Raw genomic sequence first — 22,501 nt, forward strand, 5'->3', positions numbered from 1 at the left:
ATCCCCGAGCGGCGCGATAGTTCAAGGAGAAAGGTTGGTGGGCATTTAGCCCCTCCCCCTCAGCGGAGGGGTTGGGGTGGGGCCGTGCCGCGACTGGGCCGGCGGAATCAGCGGAGGGCGGATGATCGGCCGCCTCGCACTTCCCCACCCCTAACCCCTCCCCTGAAGGGGAGGGGAACGTTGTGCCCATCACTCCGCTGGATGCGGACCCTCGCCCGAATAGACGATCCGCGGCGGGGCGCCGGGGAGGGTGGGGCCGGTCGGCGGGCGGTTCTCGATCAGCGGGCCGAGATCGTCGCCGGGGCGATAGGTCAGCAGGTTGCGCCGCAGATACGGCCCGACGCGCGCCTCGACCCCGACCGCGAGGCTGAACAGCGCCGGCGTGATGAGCAGCGTCAGCACGGTCGACATTGTCAGACCGCCGATCACGGTGATCCCCATCGGCACGCGCGACGATCCGTCGCCGGTCAGCGCGAGCGCGGTCGGCATCATGCCCGCGACCATCGCGACCGTCGTCATCACGATCGGCTGCGCGCGCTTGTGCCCGGCATCGATGATCGCGGTGACCTTGTCGACGCCCTTGTTCATCTCCTCGAGCGCGAAGTCGATCAGCAGGATCGAGTTCTTGGCGACGATGCCGAGCAGCATGATCAGGCCGATATAGACCGGCATCGAGATCGGCGTGCCCGTCACCGCCAGCCCGATCAACCCGCCGAGCGGCGCGACCGCAAGCGAGATCACGTTGACGAACGGCGGCAGCAAACGGCGGTAGAGCAGCACGAGCACCGCAAAGAGCAGGAAGACGCCCGCGACCAGCGCGATGATGAAGTTCTGGATCAGCTCGACCTGCCATTTCGATTCGCCAAGCGTGAGTTCCTTCACGCCGAGCGGCAGGTTCTTCATGATCGGCAGCGCGTGGATCTCCTTTTGCGCGGTGCCGCTGACGACGCCGGGCGAAAGATCGGCACCGACCGTCAGCTGGCGCTGCTGCGCGACGCGTTCGATCTTGGTCGGCCCCGCGCCGAAGCCGATATCGGCGACGACGTTGAGCGGGACCGAACCGCCGCTCGCGGTCGCGACCGGCAGGTTCTGGATCGTCGACAGGCGCTGGCGCGAATCCTGGTCGAGCGCGACGCGGATCGGGATCTGGCGGTCCGACAGCGAGAATTTTGCGCTGTTCTGGTCGATATCGCCAAGCGTCGCGAGCCGGATCGCGTTCGACAACGCCGCCGTCGTCACGCCCATCGTCGCCGCCAGGTCCATGCGCGGCGTGATGACGAGTTCTGGGCGCTTGAGATCGCCCGAGATGCGCGGCGCGACGAGATCGGGCAGCGTCGACATCGCCTCGACGATCTTCGCGCCGGTCTCGGCGAGCAATTTGGGATCGTCGCCGCCGAGCGTGACGGTCAGCGCACGGCCACCGCCGCCCCAGCCGCTCGACGAGCGGAACGAGACGCGCGCATCGGGAATCGTCTGGAGCTCGGGCGCGAGCGCGCGCTCGAACTCATAGCTCTTCATCGTGCGCTCGGCCTTGGGCTTGAAGATCGCGGTGACACGACCGTTGCCGACAAAGGCGCGCGAATAGACCGATTCGACGCTCGGCTGCTTCTGCAGGAAGTCGGCGACGCGGCGCACGACGGCCTGCGTTTCGGCAAGCGTCGTGCCCGGCACCATGTCGATCTGCGCCACGCTCGAATCCGAATCGCGCAGCGGCTGGAAGGTCGAGGGGATGCTCATGAACAGCAGGATCGTCGCGGCAAACGCCGTCGCCCCGCCGACCACCGCCGACCAGCGATGGAGCAGCGTCCATTTCAGGATCGCCATGTAGCGATCCATCAGCCAGCCTTCGCCGTGCGACGCCTGGCCGTGCGCCTTGAGGAAATAGGCCGCGAGCATCGGGGTGATGAGGCGCGCGACGGCCAGGCTCATCAGCACCGAGGCGACCACCGTCAGGCCGAAGTTCATGAAGAACTGGCCCGAGATGCCCGGCATCAGCCCGACGGGCAGGAACACCGCGACGATCGCCATCGTCGTCGCGAGCACGGCGAGCCCGATCTCGTCGGCGGCGTCGATCGACGCTTGATAGGCGGATTTGCCCATCCGCATGTGCCGCACGATATTCTCGATCTCGACGATCGCATCGTCGACCAGCACGCCCGCGACGAGGCTCAACGCCATTAGCGTCATGTTGTTGAGCGTGAAGCCAAGCAGCTCCATCACCCAGAAGGTCGGGATCGCCGACAGCGGGATCGCGAGCGCCGAGATGATCGTCGAGCGCCAGTCGCGCAGGAAGATGAAGACGATCACGACCGCGAGGAACGCGCCCTCGACCATCGCCTCCATCGCGGCGTCATATTGCGCCTTGGTGTATTTCACGCTGTCCGAGATGCGCTTGAAATGCACCTTGGGGTTGCGCGCCTCGAGCGCGGCGAGCTTCTTCTCGGCCTCGTGGAAGACGGTGACGTCGGAATAGCCCTTGGCGCGCTGGAAATCGAAGCTCAGCACCTGGCGGCCGTTAAGCTCGGACGCCGAGCGCTGCTCGGCATAGAGATCCTCGACGCGGCCGAGATCGGCGACCTTGATCGTGCGGCCGGTGCCGGTGGCGATCTGGACCTGCCCCAGCGCATAGGCGGTCTGCGCGTTGCCGAGCACGCGAACCGATTGCTCCGAACCGGCAAGCTGTGCGCGGCCGCCCGCGGCGTTGAGGTTGACCTGGCGCAGCTGCTGGTTGACCGCGCTCGCGGTCAGGCCTTGCGCCGACAGCTTGAGCGGATCGAGGATCACGCGGATCTCGCGATCGACGCCGCCGTTGCGGCTGACCGTGGCGAGGCCGGGGACCGACAGCAATTCCTTGGCGACGTCGTTGTCGATGTACCAGCTGAGCTGCTCGACCGTCATGTCGGTGGTGATCGCGGCGTAGCTCGCGAGATCCTGGCCCGTCGTATTGGCGCGCATGATCTGCGGCTCGAGGATCCCGTCGGGCAGGTTGCTGCGGATCTGCGAAATGGCCGAGCGCACGTCCTCGACCGCACGGTCGATCGGCGTGCCGATGTTGAGCTGGACGATCGTCTGCGAGCTGCCCTCGGTCACGGTCGAATCGATCTCGTCGATTCCCTGGAGCGAGCGGACGGCGGCTTCGACGCGTTGCGTGACTTGCGTTTCGAGCTCGGTCGGCGCGGCGCCCGGCTGCGAAATTTCGACGATGACGACCGGAAAATCGATATCGGGCTGGTTGTTGACGTCGAGCCGCATGAAGCTGACGATCCCGGCGATCGTCAGCATGAAGAACAAGACGATCGACGGGACCGGGTTGCGGATCGACCAGGCCGAGATATTCCGGAAGTTCATCGACTACCTCTTATTCGCTGCGTCCGCCGTCACCAGCGTCGGTTTTACCTTCTGCCCGGCGTTGAGGAACGCACCGGCCGACTGCACCACCTTCTCGGTGCCGTTCAAGCCGTCGCTGATCGCCACGCCGCTGTCGGACACTTCACCGACCTTGATCGAGCGCCGGACGAGCTTGTCGTCCGCGCCGACGATATACACGTAATTTCCCTTGTCGTCGCTCTGGATCGCGGCGTTGGGAAGTTCGGGAACATTGGTCGTGCCCGCGACGATCGCCGCCGAGGCGAAGCCGCCCGGACGCAGCGCCGGATCATAGCTGAGCGCGATGCGCGCGACGCCCTGGCGAGTCGTCGGATCGATCACCGGGGAGACCTGCCACACTTGGCCGGCGAACACCGTGCTCCCGCCGACCGGGGTGACGCGCGCCTGCGATCCGACGTGAAGCCCGCGCAGATCGTTCTCGCTGACTTGCGCGCGCAGTTCGAGCTGGCCGCCCTCGGCCATGCGGAACAGCACGCCCGAGCCGGCGCTGACGACCTGGCCCGCCTCGACGCTGCGTGTCAGCACGAGGCCGCGCGCGGGCGCGCGGACGTCAAGCCGGCCGTTGCTCGCTTGCTGCTGCGCGAGCTGCGCTTGCGCAACCTTGACTCGCGCAAACGCGGCGTCGCGCGTCGCGGTCTTGGTTTCGATGTCGGCACGCGAGATGAACCCGCGCGAGACGAGTTGCTTGGCGCGGTCGAGTTCGGACTGCGCGAGCGTCGCATCGGCCTGCGACACCTTGATCTGCGCGGACAGCGAGGCAGCGGTCTGCGTCTGGACCGAGCGATCGACCTGCGCGAGCACCTGCCCCTTTTCGACCCACTGGCCGGGTTCGACCAGCACGCGCGTGACGATGCCGCCTTCGCCCGAAACGCCGATCGGCATTTCCCGCCGCGCCGCGAGCGAGCCCGTCGCAGTGATCGTCCGCGCGACGCTCGAACGACCGGGCACGACGACCGAGACGAGCGGAAGCTGTTCGGTCGTCTTCGCCGGCGGCGCTTTGTGGCCGAAGAACGAATAGGCGAAGATCGCGATCGCAACCACGGCGACGACGATGCCCGCGATCAGACCCCAACGCCGCCCGCGCGGCGCACCCTCGCCGGGCAGCGCGATAACGTCTTCGGTACCGATCGTCCGCGTCTCATACTGCATCTGCGTCACATCCCCGACCTTTTGGCCCGCCCCGTGGGCTTCGGCCCGGACCACCGACCCTTGCCGGCACGCCTCTTCGTCACTGTATTATCGAAATATATCACCGACCTCAAGAGGGCCGCTCTGTTCGCATGCGCAATGGCGCGATTCGCCCGGGTTCGCAACCGTTTCGCAACAGGATCACCGGTCATCGTGGCAACTTCGTTTCGCAGCGCGGCATTGTCATGATACGAATGTGGGGCGGTGCGATGTGCCGCATGCCGTGACGGAATGGCGCGCTCCGCAAAATGGCTTGGGTCGTTCATCGCTCGTTGCCGCAAAAGCTGGCAAGGCTTGGGGAACGGGCCGACCGGCCCCGAACACCGGGAGTATGATATGCGTTCGACCTTCCTTCTTCTTGCGCCTGCCCTGCTCGTCGCCGCCGGGACTGCCGGTACCGCGTCGGCGCAGACCGCGACCGTGCCGAGCGTGCTCGCCGACGGCACGCTGCTCGACATTTCGGCCGAGGGTCGCACGACGCGCGTGCCCGATATCGCGACGATCCGCGCGGGCGTGATGACGCAGGGGCAGACCGCCGCCGCAGCGCTCGCCGAGAATGCCAGCCGCATGGCACGCGTGCTCGCAGCGCTGAAGCAGGCGGGCGTGGCGCCGCGCGACATCCGCACCGCCAACGTCTCGCTCAGCCCGCAATATCGCTATGCCGACGGGCAGGCACCCGTCGTGACGGGGTATCAAGCGTCGAACAGCGTCGCGATCCGTTTCCGCGATGTCGCGAAGTCGGGCACGATCCTCGACACGCTGGTCGCCCAGGGCGCCAACCAGATCGACGGCCCGAGCCTGTCGCTCGACCAGCCCGACGCCGCGCTCGACGAAGCGCGCATCTCGGCGGTCAAGATCGCGACGGCACGCGCGCAGCTCTACGCCAAGGCGGCGGGGATGAGCGTCGTGCGGATCGTGTCGATCACCGAAGGCGGCGCCAACGATGGCGGTTCGCCGCAGCCGATGGTATTCATGGCGCGCGCCAAGGCCGCGGATTCGACCGCGATCAGCGCCGGCGAGACCGCCGTATCGGTCACGCTCGCGGTGCGCTTCCTGCTGAAATAAACCAAAAGGGCCGCCGGGATTGCTCCCGACGGCCCTTTCTCGCAGTCTGTCGCTAGGTTTAGCGGACAGTACCGCGACGGATCAGATTGACGATCGCGAGCAGGATGATCGCGCCGATCAACGAATACAGGAAGGTCGTGATGGTAACGACCTGGTTGATCCCGGCGCCGAACAGGAACGATGCAATGACCGAACCAATGATGCCGACAACGATATTCAGGATGACGCCCTGCTGACCATCGGTCCGCATCACCATGCTGGCAAGCCAACCACAGACGCCACCGACTACAAGCCAAACAATGAGACCGATCATCTTACCCTCCATTTGCCCGGGTGCATCCGGGATACGGGGGTAAGACTCACGACCCGCGAATTTTGTTCCGGGCCCGGTTCGAGCCGGATGCGATCACCTCAATATTTTTGCTGGCGCTCGTACAGCGACTTGTAATGCTGGATCCGCGTAACGCGCAAACCGGGCATGCCCGAGCGATCGATCGCGCGCTGCCAGCCGGCGAATTCCTCGACCGTTAGGCCATAGCGTTCGCACACTTCGTCGACGGTGAGCAGGCCGCCATTCACGGCTGCGACCACCTCGGCCTTGCGGCGCACGACCCAGCGCGTCGTCTCCGGCGGCGGGAGCGATTCGAGCGTCAGTGGCTCTCCGAGCGGTCCGATCACCTTGGCTGGGCGGATCTTCTGGTTTTCGATCATCGTTGAAACCTCGTGTGGGGCGGGGGACCCCGTCATCTCAGTAACGGCTTGTAGCCGGCGGACTTGAACGCCGGCTAAAGCGGCTCGGTAAACAACATCTTCATTCTCGTGCCCCGCAGAGGGGGGTTGCGATCAGCCGTGCAACGGCCAGGTTGAAGCAGCCGTGCGCGGGGGCAAACCAATCGGGCATGCTGTGCACGGGCGGAAGTTGCGCCTGCATCATCGCCGTCGGGCTTGCCGCCTGGCGCGCCGCGACCCCGACCATCAGCACGGCCAGGTCGGGCGGGAGCGCCACGACGGTGGCGTCGGCTTCAAATCGGGTAAAGTTCAGGTCCACGCGGCACATCCGATTGCGGTTCGAAGGGATGCTGTACGGGCAAGGTCCTAAAGGGCAGGTAAAGCTGCCGAAGATCTTTTCGATACTTTTGCATCGCGGCGGGCGAACGCCTATCTGGCGGGGCATGGATACTGGTGAATTTCAGCTGGGCGCCGATCTGGCGGGCAAGCGTATCGTCGTCGCGATGTCGGGCGGGGTCGACAGTTCGGTCGTGGCAGCGCTCGCGGCGCGGACCGGGGCCGAGACGATCGGCATCACGCTCCAGCTCTACGATCACGGCGAAGCCGTCGGGCGCGCGGGTTCGTGCTGCGCCGGGCGCGACATCCGCGATGCGCGGAGCGTGTGCGACCGACTCGGCATCGCGCATTATGTCTTCGACCACGAATCGCGCTTCCGCGACCAGGTGATCGACCGCTTCGCCGACGATTATCTCGCCGGACGCACGCCGATTCCGTGCATCCAGTGCAACATGGGGCCGAAATTCACCGACCTGCTCGCCGCCGCGCGCGATCTCGGCGCGGATTGCCTCGCGACCGGGCATTACGTTCGCCGAGTCGAAGGGGCGGGGGGTGCCGAGCTCCACCGCGCCGCGGATCCGGCGCGCGACCAGAGCTATTTCCTGTTCGCCACGACGCAGGCGCAGCTCGATTACCTGCGCTTCCCATTGGGGGCGATGCCCAAGCCGCGCGTGCGCGAACTGGCGGCCGAGCTTGGCCTCGGCGTCGCGGGCAAGCCCGACAGCCAGGACATCTGCTTCGTCCCCGACGGCGATTACGCTTCGCTCGTCAAGAAATTGCGCCCCGATGCCGACACCAGCGGCGAGATCGTCGATGAGACCGGCCGCGTGCTCGGCAAGCATCGCGGGCTGATCCACTTCACCGTCGGCCAGCGCCGCGGGCTCGAAATCGGCGGGACGCCTGAGCCGCTCTACGTCATCCGGCTCGATGCCGCAGCTAAGCGCGTCGTGGTGGGACCGAAGGCGGCGCTCGGGGTGGGCGCGGCGCGGCTGAGCGGGGTCAACTGGCTTGCGGGCGACTATCGCGGGCCGATGACCGCCAAGGTGCGCTCGCTCGCCAAGCCGGTCGCGGCGCATTTCGATGGCGATCGCGTGGCCTTCGACCTGCCCGAATATGGCGTCGCGCCGGGGCAGGCGACGGTGCTCTATGCCGGCGACCGGGTGCTGGGCGGCGGCTGGATCGAGGAAACCGAGAGCGCGCTGGTCGCGGCGTAAGCGCGCCTACGGGTGCGGGAGTAGCAGGGCGGCGGTTCGAGTCGTTGCGCCGCGTCCGGCTCCGGTTCGCTTTCAAGGCTGTAACAGCGTTCCCAAACGCCGCCGCGACGGTCAGATCGGATCGTCCCAAATGTCGGGTGCCAGCCCGAACAGGCGGGTCAACGCATCCCGACCGAGCGGAGTCACGATCACTGCGCGCGATCCGGCGATCGGGCGGAGCCATAGCGTGTCGATCGAATGTGCGAGCAAGGCTTTACCGACCGCCCCGGCAATGTGCGGCCGACGCTCGCTCCAGTCGAGGCACGGCCGGCAAAAGGCTCGACCGCCACGCCGGCCATCGGCCCGGGGGATTTCGATGCCGAGGCTTTGCAACAGCTCCGCGCCGCGCTCGGTGACTTCGCCGCCATCGGCGCCCAGCCTGATCTCGCCGCGCGTGATCATCCGATCGGCGATCCCGACCGCCACCCGCCCGGCCAGATGATCGTAGCAGGTCCTCGCCCGCCGCAGCATCGCATCCCGCGGGCCGGTGCAGAGCGGGCGGCGTCGCGCGATCGTCCCGGTCGCGGCGACGGCCATCATCGATTCGATCATCTCTGCGATCGCAGGCGTCGCAACGCGGTGATACCGGTGGCGGCCCTGGCGCTCGACCGCGAGCAGCTCCCCCGCGACCAGCTTGGCGAGATGACTGCTCGCCGTCTGTGGGGTCACGCCTGCGACAGTGGCGAGCTCGGTCGCGGTGAGCGCCCGCCCATCCATCAGGGCGACCAGCATGCTGGCGCGCGCCGGATCGCCGACGAGCGCGCCGATGCCCGCAAAGGCGTTGGTCGTGAGCATGCGGCACTCCTCTCGAGATAGGCCGGGGTACCATGTTCCCGACAGGAACGCTTCGATCGGGCTCGAAGCGTCGAGGCCGTCCGGGCGGCTAGATCGCGGTGCCCGACAGGAGACACACCGATGCTGACATGCTTCATACGCTATGAAATCGACCCGTACCGCGTCGACGCCTTCGACCATTACGCTCGGACCTGGGGCGAAGCCATCCCCCGCTGCGGTGCCGATCTGATCGGGTATTTCGCGCCGGCGGAAGGATCCGCCACCACCGCTTACGGTGTCTATTCGGTTGCCGATCTGGCGGCGTACGAGGCGTATCGTGCGCGCTTGCGAGACGATCCGCTGGGTCGGGAGAATTACGCGTTCGCCAAGCGCGAGCGGTTCATCACGCGCGAGGACCGCATCTTCTTGCGTCTGGCCTCCACGCCCCATGCCCCTTTGGTGATGGGATGATGGCGGTCATTTTCGAGGTCTTCCCAGCAGAAGGCCGCAAGGCGCACTATCTCGATCTCGCTGCGGCGCTGGCACGGGAGCTCAAGGCGATCGACGGCTTCATCTCGGTCGAGCGGTTCCAGAGTCTGGGCGATCCGGAAAAGATGCTGTCGCTTTCGTTCTTTCGGGACGAGCAGGCCGTCGCGCAATGGCGCAACACCGCGGCGCACCGCGCCACCCAAGCGCGCGGGCGAGCCGAGGTGTTCGCCGACTATCGGCTGCGTGTTGCCGAAGTGGCGCGCGATTACGGCATGTTCGAGCGTGACGAGGCACCATCGGACAGCCGGCGCGTGCATAAGGCGGAACGATAGCGCGGGGAGCTCACGCGCGGTCGGCGTAGCGGTCCGCGAGTTCGGCGTGTGCGACTGGCACCCTTGAAGCCATGGCTTTCGCGCTCGCAGCGCGTTCTCCAAGCTCGCGCTTGAGCGAACAGTCGATGTCGTACAACGGGATCAGGGCAGGCACTCGGCTCGGCAAACGGGGGCATAAGCGGCTCCCTGTCACCATCGCGCTCGCGGCAGGATCGGTGATCATGCCCCGCTAGAGCACGGATCGCCGCGTCAACCGAGGAAGAACGTCCCCTCCATCACGGTCACGCACGATCCCCCGAGCACGACCCGCTCGCCCTCGAGCCGACACGTCAGATGCCCACCCCGCGCGCTCGCCTGGTAGGCGGTGAAGCGGTCGCGGCCGAGGCGGGCCGTCCAATAGGGGGTCATCACCGCATGCGCCGAGCCCGTCACCGGATCCTCGTCGATCCCCGCGCCCGGCGCGAAGACGCGGCTGATCACGTCGGTGTCGTCGCCGGGCGCGGTGACGATCGTCAGCACGTCGACCTCGGCATCCGCACCCGCCTGCGGGTCATCGCCCGAAGGACGGCCGAGCCGCCGGAAATCGGGATCGAGCGCGCGGATCTGGTCGGCATGCTCGAGCACGATCAGCGCGTAGCGATGCGGATGCCACAGCGTCTCGACCGCCGAGTCGAGTCCGAGCGCTGCAACGATATGCGGCAGCGGCTTGGGAGACGGGGCCCAGGCGGGCAGCGCGAGTTCGTAACTGTCGCCGGCGCGCGTCACGGTCAGGATGCCGGCCTTGCGCGTACGGAAGGTCACTGCGTCGCGCTCGGGATCGCTCGACAGCACGAAATGGCCGCTGGCGAGCGTGGCGTGGCCGCACAGCACGACCTCGTTGGTCGGCGTGAACCAGCGCAGTTCGAAATCGGCCTCGCCGCTCGCATCGGGCAGGATGAAGGCGGTTTCGCTGAGATTGTTCTCGGCGGCGATCGCCTGCAGCACCGCGTCGTCGAGCCACGCGGCGAGCGGCATCACCGCCGCTGGATTGCCCGTGAAGGCTTCGCTCGCGAAGGCGTCGATTTGAACGATCGGCAGTCTCATGCGCGTTTCCCGAACCAGTGAGGGGTGACGTCGGCTTCGACCAAGGGATTGTCGGTGTCGACATGGCCCTCGGGGTCGAGATGGATCAGCAGTTCGACCTTGGGGAACGCCTTGCGCAACGCGCGCTCGACGCCTTCGACCACGACATGCGCATCCGCCACGGTGATGTCGCGCGCGACCTCCATGTGGAACTGCGCGAAATCGTGCGCGCCCGAATGGCGCGTGCGGAAATCGTGGATGCCCTTGATGCCCGGCTGGCGCGCGGCGACCTCGATGAAGTCGCGGCGCATGTCCTCGGGCCATTCCTTGTCCATCAACTGGTCGATCGCGCTCGACGAGGCGCGGAACGCCCCGAACGCAAGCCACAGCGCGATGATGATGCCGAAGATCGGATCGGCCTGATGCCAGCCGAGATATTGGTCGAGCACCAGCGCGACGATCACCGAACCGTTGAGCAGCACGTCGGACTGGTAGTGGACATTGTCGGCGACGATCGCGACCGAGCCGGTGCGGCGGATCACGCTGCGCTGATACGCGAGCAGCACCACCGTCGCGACGATCGCGATCACCGACACGCCGATACCGAACTCCGCGCCCTGCGTCGCCTCGTTGCTGCCGAGCGCCAGCACCGCGCGCCACGCGATGCCCGCGGCCGAGGCGGTGATCAGCATGACCTGGAACAGCGCGGCGAGCGCCTCGGCCTTGCCGTGGCCGAAGCGGTGGTCGTGATCGGCCGGCTGCGCGGCGAGGCGCACCCCGTAGAGCGTGACCAGGCTGGCGAGCAGGTCGAGCCCCGAATCGGCGAGGCTGCCGAGCATCGCGACCGAACCCGTCGACCAGGCGGCATAGGTTTTCAGCGCGATCAGCCCGCACGCCATCGCCACGCTCGCGAGCGCGGCACGGACGGTATGCGGGATGGCGCGGCGCTGGTCCTCGGTCACGGGTAGAGCAATCCTTCGGTCCAGCCGTCCGCGGTGCGGGTGAAGACGCGGCGCTCGTGCAGCCGGTGCGCGCGGTCCTGCCAGAATTCGATCACGGCGGGGGTGACGCGATAGCCGCCCCAGAAGGGCGGGCGCGGCACGTCCTGGCCGTCGAACTTCGCCTGCATCTCGGCGAAACGCGCCTCGAAGGTCGCGCGATCGTCGAGCGGGCGCGACTGGTCCGAAGCCCAGGCGCCGAGCTGCGAATCGCGACCGCGGCTGGCGAAATAGGCGTCCGATTCGGCATCGGTCGCGCGGGCCACGCTGCCCTCGATGCGGATCTGGCGGCGCTGCGATTTCCAGTGGAACAGCAACGCGACATGGGCATTGGCGTCGAGCTCGCCCGCCTTGCGGCTGCCGCGGTTGGTGTAGAACACGAAGCCGTCGGGGCCGTGGCCCTTGAGCAGCACCATCCGCGACGACGGGCGACCGTCTGCATCGGCGGTGGCGAGCGCCATCGCGTTGGAATCGTTGATCTCGCTTACGCGCGCCTCGGCGTACCACGTGTCGAACAGCTGGAAGGGGTCATCGGCCATGGCACGCCTTTACGATTCCGCAGGCGTGCTGTCGAGAAACGGAACGACTCCCGCGTTGAAGGATTGTTGCGCTATCGAATCGGCTTCGAAACGAAGGATTTCACCGCATGGCCGCACGCGCATATTGGCAGGGGCAGATCCGGCTCGCCTTGGTCTCGATCCCGGTCGAGATCTACTCGGCGACCAAATCGGGTGCGGCGGTGAGCTTCAAGCAGATCCACGAACCGACCGGCAAGCCGATCCATTACGAAAAGGTCGTCACCGGCGTCGGCCCGGTCGATGTCGACGAGATCATGAAGGGCTTCGAGTTCGAGAAGGGCGAATATGTCCTGCTCGAACAGGACGAGATCGATGCGGTGAAGCTCGAATCGAAGAAGACGCTCGAATTGACGCAGTTCGTCGATGCGAGCGAGATCGACGTGCTCTATTACGAGAAGCCCTATTTCGTCGTTCCGGCGGATGATCTCGCTGAAGAGGCGTTCATCGTGCTGCGCGAGGCGCTGCGGCGGACCAAGAAGGTCGGGCTCGGGCAGCTCGCGATGCGCGGGCGCGAATATGTCGTGAGCCTCAAGCCGTGCGGGCGCGGGATGGTGCTCGAGACGCTGCGCTATGCCGACGAGGTCAACACGGCCCAGGGCTATTTCCGCGACATTGCCGATACGACGCCCGACGCCGACCTGTTGGATCTCGCCGAAGCGTTGATCGAGAAGAAGTCGGGCGCGTTCCACCCGCAGGATTTCCACGATCGCTATGTCGATGCGCTGAAGGATCTGGTCGAGCGCAAGCGCAAGGCCAAGGGCGGCAAGATCATCGAGGATAAGGACGACGGCAAGCCGGTAAAGGGGTCGAACGTGGTCGATCTGATGGCCGCGCTGCGCAAGTCGATGGGAAGCGCGGCGCCGGCCAAGACGGCGGAAAAGCCCGCGGCGGCGAAGAAGGCGCCGGCCAAGAAGGCGCCCGCGAAAAGCACGCCGGCCAAGAGCGCGGCGGCGAAGAAGCGTGCTTGAGCTTCTTCTTCCCCCCTCCCGCTGGCGGGAGGGGGCGGGGGTGGGCGCGCGCTTTCAGCGTGAGCACCGTTCGATCGCGCGCGCCCACCCCCAGCCCAGTTCGGGGTCGGATGTGCCCCCGGCACATCCTCGACAGCGCGGGGCGCCGTCGACCTCGAACTCGCAAGCGGGAGGGGAGGGATGAGCATCGACCCGCTCGCCAAATACAATGCCAAGCGCGACTTCGCGAAGACCGCCGAGCCCGCCGGCACGCTCGCGCCCGGCCACGGCAACCGCTTCATTGTCCAGAAGCATGACGCCTCGCGACTCCACTGGGATTTCCGCCTCGAAGTCGACGGCGTGCTCAAGAGCTGGGCGGTCACGCGCGGCCCGAGCATCGATCCCGACCAGAAACGCCTCGCCGTCCGCACCGAGGACCATCCGCTGTCCTATGCAGATTTCGAGGGCACGATCCCGCAGGGCGAATATGGCGGCGGCACGGTGATGCTGTGGGACAGCGGCACCTGGGCGCCGATCGCGGGCAAGAGCGCGAAGGATCTCGAGCAGGGCCACCTCCACTTCGTGCTCGAGGGCGAGCGGATGAAGGGCGAGTGGATGCTGATCCGGCTCAAGCCGCGCGGCAAGGAGAAGGGCGAGAACTGGTTGCTGCGCAAGGTCGGCGATGCCGAGGCGGGCGGGACCGATACGCTGGTCGAGACCGGGCTGACGAGTGTGACGACCGGGCGCACGATGGCGGAGATCGCCGAGGGGAAGAAACCGTCGAAACAGTCCACCCCGTCGTCCCCGCGAACGCGGGGATCCCGCTCGTCTTCGACCGCAGGCCAGAAGCGGGATCCCCGCGTTCGCGGGAATGACGGAAAGATGCCGGTGTTTCAGGAGCCGCAACTGTGCACGCTCGTCGACGCGGTGCCGGCGGGGAACCAGTGGCTGCACGAGGTGAAGTATGACGGCTACCGCGCGCTGATCGCGGTCGCCAAGGGCAAGGCCAAGGTCTTCACCCGCTCGGGCCTCGACTGGACCGACAAATTCCAGGCCATCGCCGACGCCGTCGCCAAACTCCCCGTGAAAACCGCCTTGCTCGACGGCGAAATCGTCGCGTTCAAGGACGGCAAGCCCGATTTCTCGACGCTCAAAAACGCCATTTCGAGCGGCGGCGAGATGACCTTCTTCGCCTTCGACCTGATCCAGCTCGACGGCGAAGACCTCACTGGGCTCGCCACCATCACGCGGAAGGAACGGCTCGCGCCGCTGATCGACGGCAAGGACGCGCGCGTCCAATATTCGCAGCACATCATCGGCCAAGCCGAGCAATTGTTCGAGACGATGTGCCGCGAAGGCTATGAAGGCGTCGTGTCGAAGCGCGCCGATGCGCCGTATCGCGGCAAGCGGACGCAGGCGTGGCTCAAGATCAAATGCACGCAGCGCCAGGAATTCGTCATCGTCGGCTGGACGACGAGCGCGAAATCGCGCGGGTTTGCCTCGCTGCTGCTCGGGCTCAACGGGCCCGACGGGCTGGTCTATGCCGGCAAGGTCGGGACCGGGTTCAGCACCGACCTGATGATGGAATTGCGCGAACGGCTCGAGAAGATCGAGCGCAAGACACCGACGGTGAAGGCTCCCCCAGCGGCGGTCCGCGGGGCGCATTGGGTCAAACCGCAACTCGTCGCCGAAGTCGCCTATGCCGAGACCACGCCCGACGGCGTGCTGCGCCATTCGAGCTTCCTGGGTTTGCGCGAGGACAAGGCGGCGAGCGAGGTCGTCGCCGAGACGCCGGTGGCGGTCGACGCGCCCGAAAGCCACATCCCCGAAACCCACATCCCCGAAACCCACATCAAGGTCAGCAACCGCGACCGTGTGATCTTCCCCGAATCGAACGTCACCAAGGGCGAGCTCGCCGATTATTACGCGCAGGTCTCCAGCATCATGCTGCCCTTCGCCGGCAGCCGCCCGATCAGCCTGGTGCGCTGCCCGCAAGGCCGCGCAAAGGCCTGCTTCTTCCAGAAGCACGACGCGGGCAGCTTTAAGGGCGATCACGTCCACAAGGTCGCGATCCCGGAGAAGGACGGGTCGAGCGAGGACTATCTCTATGTCGACGATGCCGACGGCCTGGTCGCTTGCGTCCAGATGGGGACGATCGAATTTCACGGCTGGGGCTCGTCGGTCGGCAGCCTCGAACAGCCCGATCGGATGGTGTTCGATCTCGACCCCGACGAAGAGCTCGGCTTCGACGTGGTCAAAAAGGCCGCGGCGGACCTCAAGGAACATCTCGCCGAACTCGGCCTCGTCAGCTTCGCGATGCTGTCGGGCGGGAAGGGCGTCCACGTCGTCGTGCCGCTCACGCCGCAAGCCGAATGGCCCGCGGTCAAGGATTTCGCCGAACGCTTCGCCCGCGCGCTCGGCGCGGCCGAGCCCGATCGCTTCCTCGCGACGATGTCGAAGGCCAAGCGCAAGGGGCGGATCTTCATCGACTGGCTGCGCAACCAGCGCGGCGCGACCGCCGTGCTGCCCTATGTCGCGCGCGCGCGGGCCGGCGCGCCGGTCGCGGCACCCGTGTCGTGGTCCGAGCTGCGCGATATCGACGCCGCGAGCCGCTGGGGCGTGCGCGATGCCGCCGCATTGATCGCGCGCGCCCGATCGCGCGATCTCGCGGGATGGGGCGTTGCGGACCAAGTTCTGCCCGATCTGTAATCGTAATCGATCTTAGCCTGTTGCACCTGCGAAGCGATTGTGGCCTTGTCGGCCGCGTTCTTTGGGGGATTTGAGAAATTTCGATGGCCACGGCCTCCGCGCCTTCGTTGCTCGACCCCGCCACGCATGCCGCGCGCTGGATCGCCGACTATCGCGCCCGCGCGATCCAGGGCGACGTGCTCGGCACCGCGCCCGATCCGGCGTGGAGCGCGATGTTCGAGGAACTCGCCGCGGTGGCGGGCGACGATCTCGGCCAGGCGCGCGAGCGCGTCCAGCGCCATGCCGAGGATATCGGCACGGGGTTCCGCATCATCGGCGAAAGCGAGGAGCGCCCATGGCCGCTCTCGCCCGTCCCGCTGCTGATCGACGCAGAGGAATGGCGCACGATCGAGCGCGGCATCGTCCAGCGCGCCGACCTGCTCGAGAGCGTGATCGAGGATCTGTACGGCGATGCAAGCCTCGTCACGCGCGGGCTGATCCCAGCGGCGTTGGTCGGCGGATCGCCCTTCTTCCTGCGCCCGATGGCAGGGCTGGTGCCGCCGGGCGGGCATCACCTCAATTTCATCGCGGTCGATCTCGGGCGCGGGCCGACCGGCGAATGGCGCGTGCTCGCCGATCATTTGCGCAGCCCCGCCGGCGCTGGCTACGCGTTGGAAAATCGTCTGGCGATCGCGCGCACCCTGGGCGGGCTGCAATCGCGGCTCAACGTCCAGCGCCACGCACCGTTCTTCGCGGCGTTCCGCGATGGCCTTGCCGCCGCCTGCCGCCGCGTCGAGCCGCGGATCGGGCTGCTCACCCCCGGCCGCTATAGCGCGAGCTATGCCGAGCAAGCGCATCTCGCGCGCTATCTCGGTTTCCTGCTGGTCGAGGGCGCCGATCTCGCCGCGCTCGAGGACAAGCTCTACATCCGCACGATCGACGGGATGAAGCGCGTCGATGCGCTGTGGCACCGCATCGATCCGCGGCTGCTCGATCCACTGGCGTTCGATTCGCACTCGCATATCGGTGTCGCCGGGCTGATCGACGCGGCGGCGGCGGGCAATGTCGTGATCGCCAATGCGCCGGGCGCGGGCGTGCTCGAATCGGCGGCGTTCGGGGCGTTCCTGCCCGCGCTCGCGACGCGGCTGCTCGGCGCCGATCTGATCCTGCCCAATATCGCGACCTGGTGGTGCGGGCAGGACCGTGCGCGCAACGAGGTGATGGACGATTTCGACCGGATGCTGATCGGCCCCGCCTTCGGGGTCGCGCCGCTCGGGCTGCCCGGTGGCATCGCGCTGCACGGCGCCGATATCACCGGCGCCGCGCGCGACGCCTTGCTCGACGATATGGCGCGCCGCCCGCAGGATTATGTCGGGCAGGAAATCGTCCGGCTCTCGACGATGCCGGTGGTGACCGACGCCGGGCTCGCGGCGCGCCCTTTCACGCTACGCGTCTTCGCGGCGCGCGGGGCGGACGGCGGCTGGGTCGTCCTGCCGGGCGGGTTCGCACGGATCGCCGAACATCCCGATCCGCGCGCCGCGGTGATGGGCGAGGGGTGCTGGTCGGCCGATGTCGCGATCCACGGCGCCGAGACGGTCGCGCCCGTCTCGCTGCTGCCGCCCGCCGACACGATCCATGTCCGTCGCAATCCCGGTACCTTGCCGAGCCGCGTCGCCGACAATTTCTTCTGGCTCGGCCGCTATCTCGAGCGTGGCGAGGCCCTGCTCGGCATCGTCCGCGTGATGCTCGGCAATTCGATCGATGCCGATGCCGGTGCCGCGCTGTCGGCGGAGACGGTCGGGCGGCTCGTCGGGCTGGTGGTGAGTGGCGGTGGTGCGCCGCATCCCGCGACGCTGCGCCGGAGCGATCTCGCAGCGTTTGCGCGCACCGCGATGGAGGATGCCGGCTGGCACAGCGTCCGGACGATCAACCGGCTCGCGCGCGGGATCGGGCAGGGCTCGCGCGATCGGCTTGCGGCCGACGTCGTGCGGCTGCTCGACGCGCCCTATCCCAACAAGGGCGGGATGCTCGATCGCGCGGGTTCGCTCCAGCGGCGCTATGCCGCGCTGTCGGGGCTTTCGGCCGAGCACATGGGGCGGACCGCGGCGTGGCGTTTCCACGATCTCGGCCGCCGGCTCGAACGCGCGCTGAGCGTCACGCGCGCGGTGCGCGCGTTCGGCATGGCGCAGGCGAGCCTCGACGATCTCTCGACGCTGCTCGACCTCGCCGACAGCCAGATCAGCTATCGCCAGCGCTATCTGACGGGGATCGCGCGCGTGCCCGTGGTCGATCTCGTCGCGCTCGATCCGGGCAATCCACGCTCGCTCGCCTTCCAGATCTGCCGGATCTGCGAGCATCTCGCCGCCTTGCCCGTGCTCGAGGATGACGGGATGGAGGAGCCGCAGCAAGTCCAGGGCAGCGTGCTCACCGCGATCGTCTCGACCGCGACCGCGGCGGCGCTCGACGCCGACATTCTCGGCGATGTCGAGCGGCGGCTGTTCCAATTGTCCGAGGCGATCGCACGGCGCTATTTCCTCCAGGGCGCCGAGCCGCTGCGCGCGGCCGGGATGACACTGGCGTGAGGGGGCTGCGCGCGATCCCATTTCCTCCCCTCCCTGGAAGGGAGGGGCTGGGGGTGGGTTGGCCCGTGGAGAGATCGACGCCTGCATTAGGCCGACCCACCCCCAACCCCTCCCTGTCAGGGAGGGGAGACCGCGCAGCGAGTGAAGGCGCACCATGATCTACGACATCCGCCACGTCACACGCTTCGACTACGGCGCGCGCGTCAAGTTCGCGCGCTGCAATCTGCGGCTCAAACCGATCCACTGGTCGGGCCAAAATCTGCTCGATTATCGCCTGACGATCTCGCCCTCGGGCCGCGTCGCGCCCGCGCGCGCCGAGGCGGGGCTCGCCAATGTGATGCGGATGGTGGTCGAACAGCCGGTGCGGCATCTGATGATCGAGAGCGTCTCGCGGATCGAGATCGACCGGCCGGTGCCGATGCCATCGAACGGATCGCCGCCGCTGCGCGAGATCGCCGCCGCGGCGCGCGTCAGCCGTGATCCCTCGCCGGCGGGCCCCGCCGCCTATCTCTTCCCCTCGCCGTTGATCCCGCTCGACCGCGACATTGCCGACTGGTGCGCGCAGGATCTGCACCCCGATCGGCCCGCGCTCGACGCCGCGATCGGCCTTGCGCAGCGGATCCAGCACGATTTCGCCTTCGATGCCGAGGCGACTTTGGTCGACACCACCCCGCACGAGGCGTTCCTCAAGCGCGGCGGCGTCTGCCAGGATTTCGCGCAGATCATGATCACGGGCCTGCGCGCCGCCGGTCTGCCCGCCGCCTATGCCTCGGGCTATATCCGCACGATCCCGCCGCCCGGGCAGGCGCGGCTCGTCGGCGCCGATGCGACGCATGCCTGGGTGCTGCTGTGGTGCGGGCCCGAGCTCGGCTGGGTCGGGGTCGACCCGACCAACGGCATCTGGATGGCGGGCGATCACATCGTCATGGCGATCGGCCGCGATTATGGCGAGATCGCGCCGATCGACGGCGTCGTGCTCGGTTCGGGCGCGCAGAAGATGGACGTCAGCGTCGACGTCGCCCCCGTCCTTGAGGCGGCGGCGTAACGAACGGCGTTTGCACTCGAGGCGGCGATACCCCAGATAGGCCGCACTGAACCTATTCCAGACTACCGGGGACTTTTGTGGCCGATCCATACACAACGCTGGGCGTGGCGCGGACCGCGTCCGAGGCCGAGATCAAGAAGGCGTATCGCAAGCTCGCCAAGGAGCTGCATCCGGACAAGAACAAGGACAATCCCAAGGCGAGCGAGCGCTTCAGCACCGTGACGCAAGCCTATGATCTGCTTAACGACAAGGACAAGCGCGCACGCTTCGACCGCGGCGAGATCGACGGCGACGGCAACCCCGCGGCGCCATTCGGCTTCGGCGCGGGCGCAGGCAATCCCGGCGGCTTCCGTCCCGGCCCGGGCGGTGGCGGCTTCCAGGCCGATGGGCCCGATCTGAGCGACATCTTCGAAAACATGTTTTCGGGCGGCGGCGGTGGGCGCGGCGGCTTTGCCGGCGGGTTCGGCGGCTTCGGGCGGCGCGAGCAGCCCAAGGGCGGCAACATCCTCTACAAGCTCGACGTGCCCTTCATCGACGCGGTCGCCGCCAAGCCGCAGCGCATCACGCTCGGCGACGGCAAGACGATCGACCTCAAGATCCCCGCCGGGCTCGAAAGCGGCGCGCAGATGCGGCTCGCCGGCAAGGGGCAGGCGGGACCGGGCGGCAATGGCGACGGCATCGTCACGATCACCGTGCTGCCGCATCGCTTCTTCGAACGCGTCGGCGACGACGTCCGGCTCGACTTGCCGGTGAGCCTGGTCGAAGCGGTGCTCGGCGCGAGCGTCCGCGTGCCGACAGCCGAGGGCGCGGTGATGCTGACCGTCCCCAAGGGATCGACTTCGGGCAAGACGCTGCGGCTGCGCGGCCGCGGTTTTCATCGCAAGGATGGCACGCGCGGCGACCAGCTCGTGACGCTGATGATCGATCTCCCCGCCGACGACGCGGCGCTGGTCGCGTTCGCCGAGGGCTGGAAAGACGAGTCGGCACGGAACCCGCGGGCAGGGATGGACGTCTGACCGTTTTAGCCGGAGCTTAGCTTGAGTCAGATTTCCCCCGTCTCGCCCGAAGTCCGCGCGGTGCGTGGCGAGGCGGGTGTCACCCCGTCCGATGTTCCGCCCGCCGTGCGGCTTCCGGCGCGCGCCTGGCAAGTGCTGCGGCGCGTGCTGATCGGCGTCTTTTCGGACGGGTTCATCCACGCCGGAAACTTGGCCTATCTCGCGCTGCTGACGGTGTTCCCGTTCTTCATCCTCGCCGCCGCGATCGCCTCGCTGATCGGCCAGAGCGCCGAGACGCAGCGCGCGGTCGCCTCGTTCCTCCACGTGTTGCCCGCCAACGTCGCCGAACTGCTCGAAAAGCCGATCCACGACGTGCTGCTGGCGCGCACCGGATCGCTGCTGTGGATCGGCGCGGTCGTCGCCTTGTGGTCGGTCGGCAGCTTTGTCGAGACGATCCGCGACATCTTCCGCCGCGCCTACGGCGTCGTCTCGACCAAGCCGTTCTGGCATTACCGGCTGAGCTCGATGCTCGTCATCATCGCCTCGGTCGTGATCGCCTTGCTGTCGTTCCTCGTCCAGGGGCTGATGACCGCGGTCGAGCGCTTCATCTACACGCTGCTGCCGTTCGCGCAGAATATCGCGGGCTGGGTCGGGCTGTCGCGCATCGTGCCCGGCGTGGTGATGTTTGGCGCGCTGTACATGCTGTTCTTCTCGGTCACCCCGTCGAAATACCGGTTGAGCAAATGCCCGAAATGGCCCGGCGCGCTGTTCACCACCGTCTGGTGGGTCAGCATCACCGCGTTGCTGCCCGTCGTGCTGTCGCGGCTGGGCAGTTACGATCTCACCTATGGCAGTCTTGCCGGCGTGATCATCGCCTTGCTGTTCTTCTTTCTCGTCGGCCTCGGCATCGTGTTCGGCGCGCATTTGAACGCGGCACTGGCGGAACCGACCGAACACGGGGTAGAGAGCACGCCTGAAACGAATGAGGCGGTGATAGCGTGACGGAATTGATGGCAGGCAAGCGCGGGCTGATCATGGGGCTCGCCAATGATCGTTCGCTCGCCTGGGGGATCGCGAAGAAGCTGAGCGAAGCGGGGGCGGAGCTCGCCTTCAGCTATCAGGGCGAGGCGATGGAGAAGCGCGTGCGCCCGCTTGCCGAGCAATTGGGCGTCGCGCGGCTGTTCGATTGCGACGTGTCCGATATGGGCGCGCTCGATGCGACCTTTGCCGATCTGGCGAAGGAATGGCCGACGATCGACTTCGTCGTCCATGCGATCGGCTTCTCCGACAAGAACGAGCTGCGCGGCGGCTATGTCGACACCAGCCTCGACAATTTCCTGATGACGATGAACGTCTCGGTCTATTCGTTCGTCGCGGTGTGCAAGCGCGCGGCGGCGATGATGCCCAATGGCGGGTCGCTGCTGACTTTGAGCTATTACGGCGCCGAGAAGGTCATCCCGCATTACAACGTGATGGGTGTCGCGAAGGCGGCGCTCGAGACGAGCGTGCAATATCTCGCGGTCGATCTCGGCCGCGACAACATCCGCGTCAACGCGATCTCGGCCGGGCCGATCAAGACGCTGGCGGCGAGCGGGATCGGCGACTTCCGCCTGATCCTCAAGTGGAACGAGCTCAACTCGCCGTTGAAGCGCAACGTTACGATCGAGGATGTCGGCGGCGCTGGCCTGTACCTGCTCAGCGACCTGGCGAGCGGTGTTACCGGCGAGACGCATCACGTCGATGCGGGCTATCATGTCATCGGCATGAAAGCGGAGGATGCGCCGGACATCGCGCTGGCGTAACCGGCGGTGCCGGTCATCTTCAAGCAGGATGGATTTCGGTTCTTCTTCTATTCCGACGAAGGCGACCCGCGCGAGCCTCCCCACGTCCATGCCCGCAATGCCGACGGCGAAGCCAAATTCTGGCTGCGTCCGAACGTCCGGCACGCACGCAGCCGAGGCCTGGACTTTCGCGCCCTGCGAAAATTGGCGATACTGATCGAAGCCCGTCGCGATGAGATTGAGGACGCGTGGAATGGACACTTCTCCTAGGC

General features: G+C 67.1%; 21 protein-coding genes. 12 read left to right on the plus strand and 9 right to left on the minus strand.

The window, feature by feature from the left end; all coding sequences use genetic code 11:
- Positions 1-189: 189 nt before the first annotated feature.
- Both IE187_RS14550 and IE187_RS14555 read right to left on the minus strand, forming a co-directional pair.
- On the minus strand, positions 190-3,348 hold the full coding sequence (locus IE187_RS14550) for an efflux RND transporter permease subunit (RefSeq protein ID WP_133187307.1): 3,159 nt from the start codon (positions 3,346-3,348) through the stop codon (positions 190-192).
- Between the two features lie 3 nt (positions 3,349-3,351).
- The gene (locus IE187_RS14555; RefSeq protein ID WP_189676956.1) at positions 3,352-4,536 is read right to left on the minus strand and encodes an efflux RND transporter periplasmic adaptor subunit; all 1,185 of its coding nucleotides are present in this window, start codon (positions 4,534-4,536) and stop codon (positions 3,352-3,354) included.
- Between the two features lie 375 nt (positions 4,537-4,911).
- Here IE187_RS14555 and IE187_RS14560 point away from each other — a divergent pair, with 375 nt between their 5' ends.
- Positions 4,912-5,640 carry an SIMPL domain-containing protein gene (locus tag IE187_RS14560; protein ID WP_189676838.1) on the plus strand — a complete coding sequence of 243 codons (729 nt, stop codon included), beginning with the start codon at positions 4,912-4,914 and terminating at the stop codon, positions 5,638-5,640.
- 58 nt (positions 5,641-5,698) lie between these two features.
- Here IE187_RS14560 and IE187_RS14565 read toward each other — a convergent pair whose 3' ends face one another.
- From IE187_RS14565 to IE187_RS14575, 3 genes are all read right to left on the minus strand, one after another.
- Positions 5,699-5,950, minus strand: coding sequence for a GlsB/YeaQ/YmgE family stress response membrane protein (locus IE187_RS14565; protein WP_133191909.1), 252 nt, complete (start codon positions 5,948-5,950; stop codon positions 5,699-5,701).
- 101 nt (positions 5,951-6,051) lie between these two features.
- Positions 6,052-6,351: a CtrA inhibitor SciP gene (sciP, locus tag IE187_RS14570; protein ID WP_010185929.1), complete on the minus strand. Its 300-nt coding sequence runs from the start codon at positions 6,349-6,351 to the stop codon at positions 6,052-6,054.
- A gap of 100 nt (positions 6,352-6,451) precedes the next feature.
- Positions 6,452-6,688: a hypothetical protein gene (locus IE187_RS14575; protein WP_189676839.1), complete on the minus strand. Its 237-nt coding sequence runs from the start codon at positions 6,686-6,688 to the stop codon at positions 6,452-6,454.
- A 124-nt stretch (positions 6,689-6,812) separates the two neighbouring features.
- Here IE187_RS14575 and mnmA point away from each other — a divergent pair, with 124 nt between their 5' ends.
- Positions 6,813-7,919: a tRNA 2-thiouridine(34) synthase MnmA gene (gene mnmA / locus IE187_RS14580; protein WP_189676840.1), complete on the plus strand. Its 1,107-nt coding sequence runs from the start codon at positions 6,813-6,815 to the stop codon at positions 7,917-7,919.
- A 111-nt stretch (positions 7,920-8,030) separates the two neighbouring features.
- On the opposite strand, the gene IE187_RS14585 is transcribed toward mnmA, so the two are convergent.
- Positions 8,031-8,753, minus strand: coding sequence for an ArsR/SmtB family transcription factor (locus IE187_RS14585; RefSeq protein ID WP_189676841.1), 723 nt, complete (start codon positions 8,751-8,753; stop codon positions 8,031-8,033).
- A gap of 120 nt (positions 8,754-8,873) precedes the next feature.
- Between IE187_RS14585 and IE187_RS14590 the strand changes: the two genes are divergently transcribed.
- Both IE187_RS14590 and IE187_RS14595 read left to right on the plus strand, forming a co-directional pair.
- Entirely contained in the window at positions 8,874-9,203 is a 330-nt protein-coding gene (locus IE187_RS14590; RefSeq protein ID WP_189676842.1) for an NIPSNAP family protein, read from the plus strand.
- The gene (locus tag IE187_RS14595; RefSeq protein WP_229839425.1) at positions 9,203-9,553 is read left to right on the plus strand and encodes an antibiotic biosynthesis monooxygenase family protein; all 351 of its coding nucleotides are present in this window, start codon (positions 9,203-9,205) and stop codon (positions 9,551-9,553) included. The genes IE187_RS14590 and IE187_RS14595 overlap by 1 nt, the downstream gene beginning before the upstream one ends.
- Before the next feature lie 249 nt (positions 9,554-9,802).
- On the opposite strand, the gene IE187_RS14600 is transcribed toward IE187_RS14595, so the two are convergent.
- From IE187_RS14600 to pdxH, 3 genes are read right to left on the minus strand one after another with little or no spacing between them, the layout of a single operon-like run.
- On the minus strand, positions 9,803-10,636 hold the full coding sequence (locus tag IE187_RS14600) for a PhzF family phenazine biosynthesis protein (RefSeq protein ID WP_189676844.1): 834 nt from the start codon (positions 10,634-10,636) through the stop codon (positions 9,803-9,805).
- Entirely contained in the window at positions 10,633-11,577 is a 945-nt protein-coding gene (locus IE187_RS14605) for a cation diffusion facilitator family transporter (protein WP_189676845.1), read from the minus strand. The genes IE187_RS14600 and IE187_RS14605 overlap by 4 nt, the downstream gene beginning before the upstream one ends.
- Entirely contained in the window at positions 11,574-12,152 is a 579-nt protein-coding gene (gene pdxH / locus IE187_RS14610; RefSeq protein WP_189676846.1) for a pyridoxamine 5'-phosphate oxidase, read from the minus strand. The genes IE187_RS14605 and pdxH overlap by 4 nt, the downstream gene beginning before the upstream one ends.
- 107 nt (positions 12,153-12,259) lie before the next feature.
- On the opposite strand from pdxH, the gene ku reads away from it, so the two are divergent.
- The 8 genes from ku to IE187_RS14650 all read left to right on the plus strand — a co-directional run bounded on the left by ku (position 12,260) and on the right by IE187_RS14650 (position 22,499).
- Positions 12,260-13,159 (plus strand): non-homologous end joining protein Ku, encoded by a 900-nt coding sequence (gene ku, locus IE187_RS14615; RefSeq protein WP_189676849.1) that lies wholly within the window; start codon positions 12,260-12,262, stop codon positions 13,157-13,159.
- A 180-nt stretch (positions 13,160-13,339) separates the two neighbouring features.
- A complete protein-coding gene (gene ligD / locus IE187_RS14620; RefSeq protein WP_189676850.1) occupies positions 13,340-15,847 on the plus strand; it encodes a DNA ligase D in 2,508 nt (835 codons plus the stop codon).
- Positions 15,848-15,930: 83 nt separating this feature from the next.
- On the plus strand, positions 15,931-18,408 hold the full coding sequence (locus IE187_RS14625; RefSeq protein ID WP_189676851.1) for a circularly permuted type 2 ATP-grasp protein: 2,478 nt from the start codon (positions 15,931-15,933) through the stop codon (positions 18,406-18,408).
- A 154-nt stretch (positions 18,409-18,562) separates the two neighbouring features.
- Positions 18,563-19,453, plus strand: a complete 891-nt coding sequence (locus IE187_RS14630; protein ID WP_133187329.1) for a transglutaminase family protein — start codon at positions 18,563-18,565, stop codon at positions 19,451-19,453.
- A gap of 77 nt (positions 19,454-19,530) precedes the next feature.
- Positions 19,531-20,469, plus strand: a complete 939-nt coding sequence (locus IE187_RS14635; RefSeq protein ID WP_189676852.1) for a DnaJ C-terminal domain-containing protein — start codon at positions 19,531-19,533, stop codon at positions 20,467-20,469.
- 21 nt (positions 20,470-20,490) lie between these two features.
- Positions 20,491-21,450: a YihY/virulence factor BrkB family protein gene (locus IE187_RS14640; protein WP_189676853.1), complete on the plus strand. Its 960-nt coding sequence runs from the start codon at positions 20,491-20,493 to the stop codon at positions 21,448-21,450.
- Positions 21,447-22,250: an enoyl-ACP reductase FabI gene (gene fabI / locus IE187_RS14645; protein ID WP_133187333.1), complete on the plus strand. Its 804-nt coding sequence runs from the start codon at positions 21,447-21,449 to the stop codon at positions 22,248-22,250. Before IE187_RS14640 ends, fabI begins: the two co-directional genes overlap by 4 nt.
- Before the next feature lie 6 nt (positions 22,251-22,256).
- Positions 22,257-22,499, plus strand: a complete 243-nt coding sequence (locus IE187_RS14650) for a DUF4160 domain-containing protein (RefSeq protein WP_189676854.1) — start codon at positions 22,257-22,259, stop codon at positions 22,497-22,499.
- Positions 22,500-22,501 lie beyond the last annotated feature (2 nt).

The sequence above is a fragment of the Sphingomonas glacialis genome, assembly GCF_014653575.1.
GTDB classification, from domain to species: Bacteria; Pseudomonadota; Alphaproteobacteria; order Sphingomonadales; family Sphingomonadaceae; genus Sphingomonas; species Sphingomonas glacialis.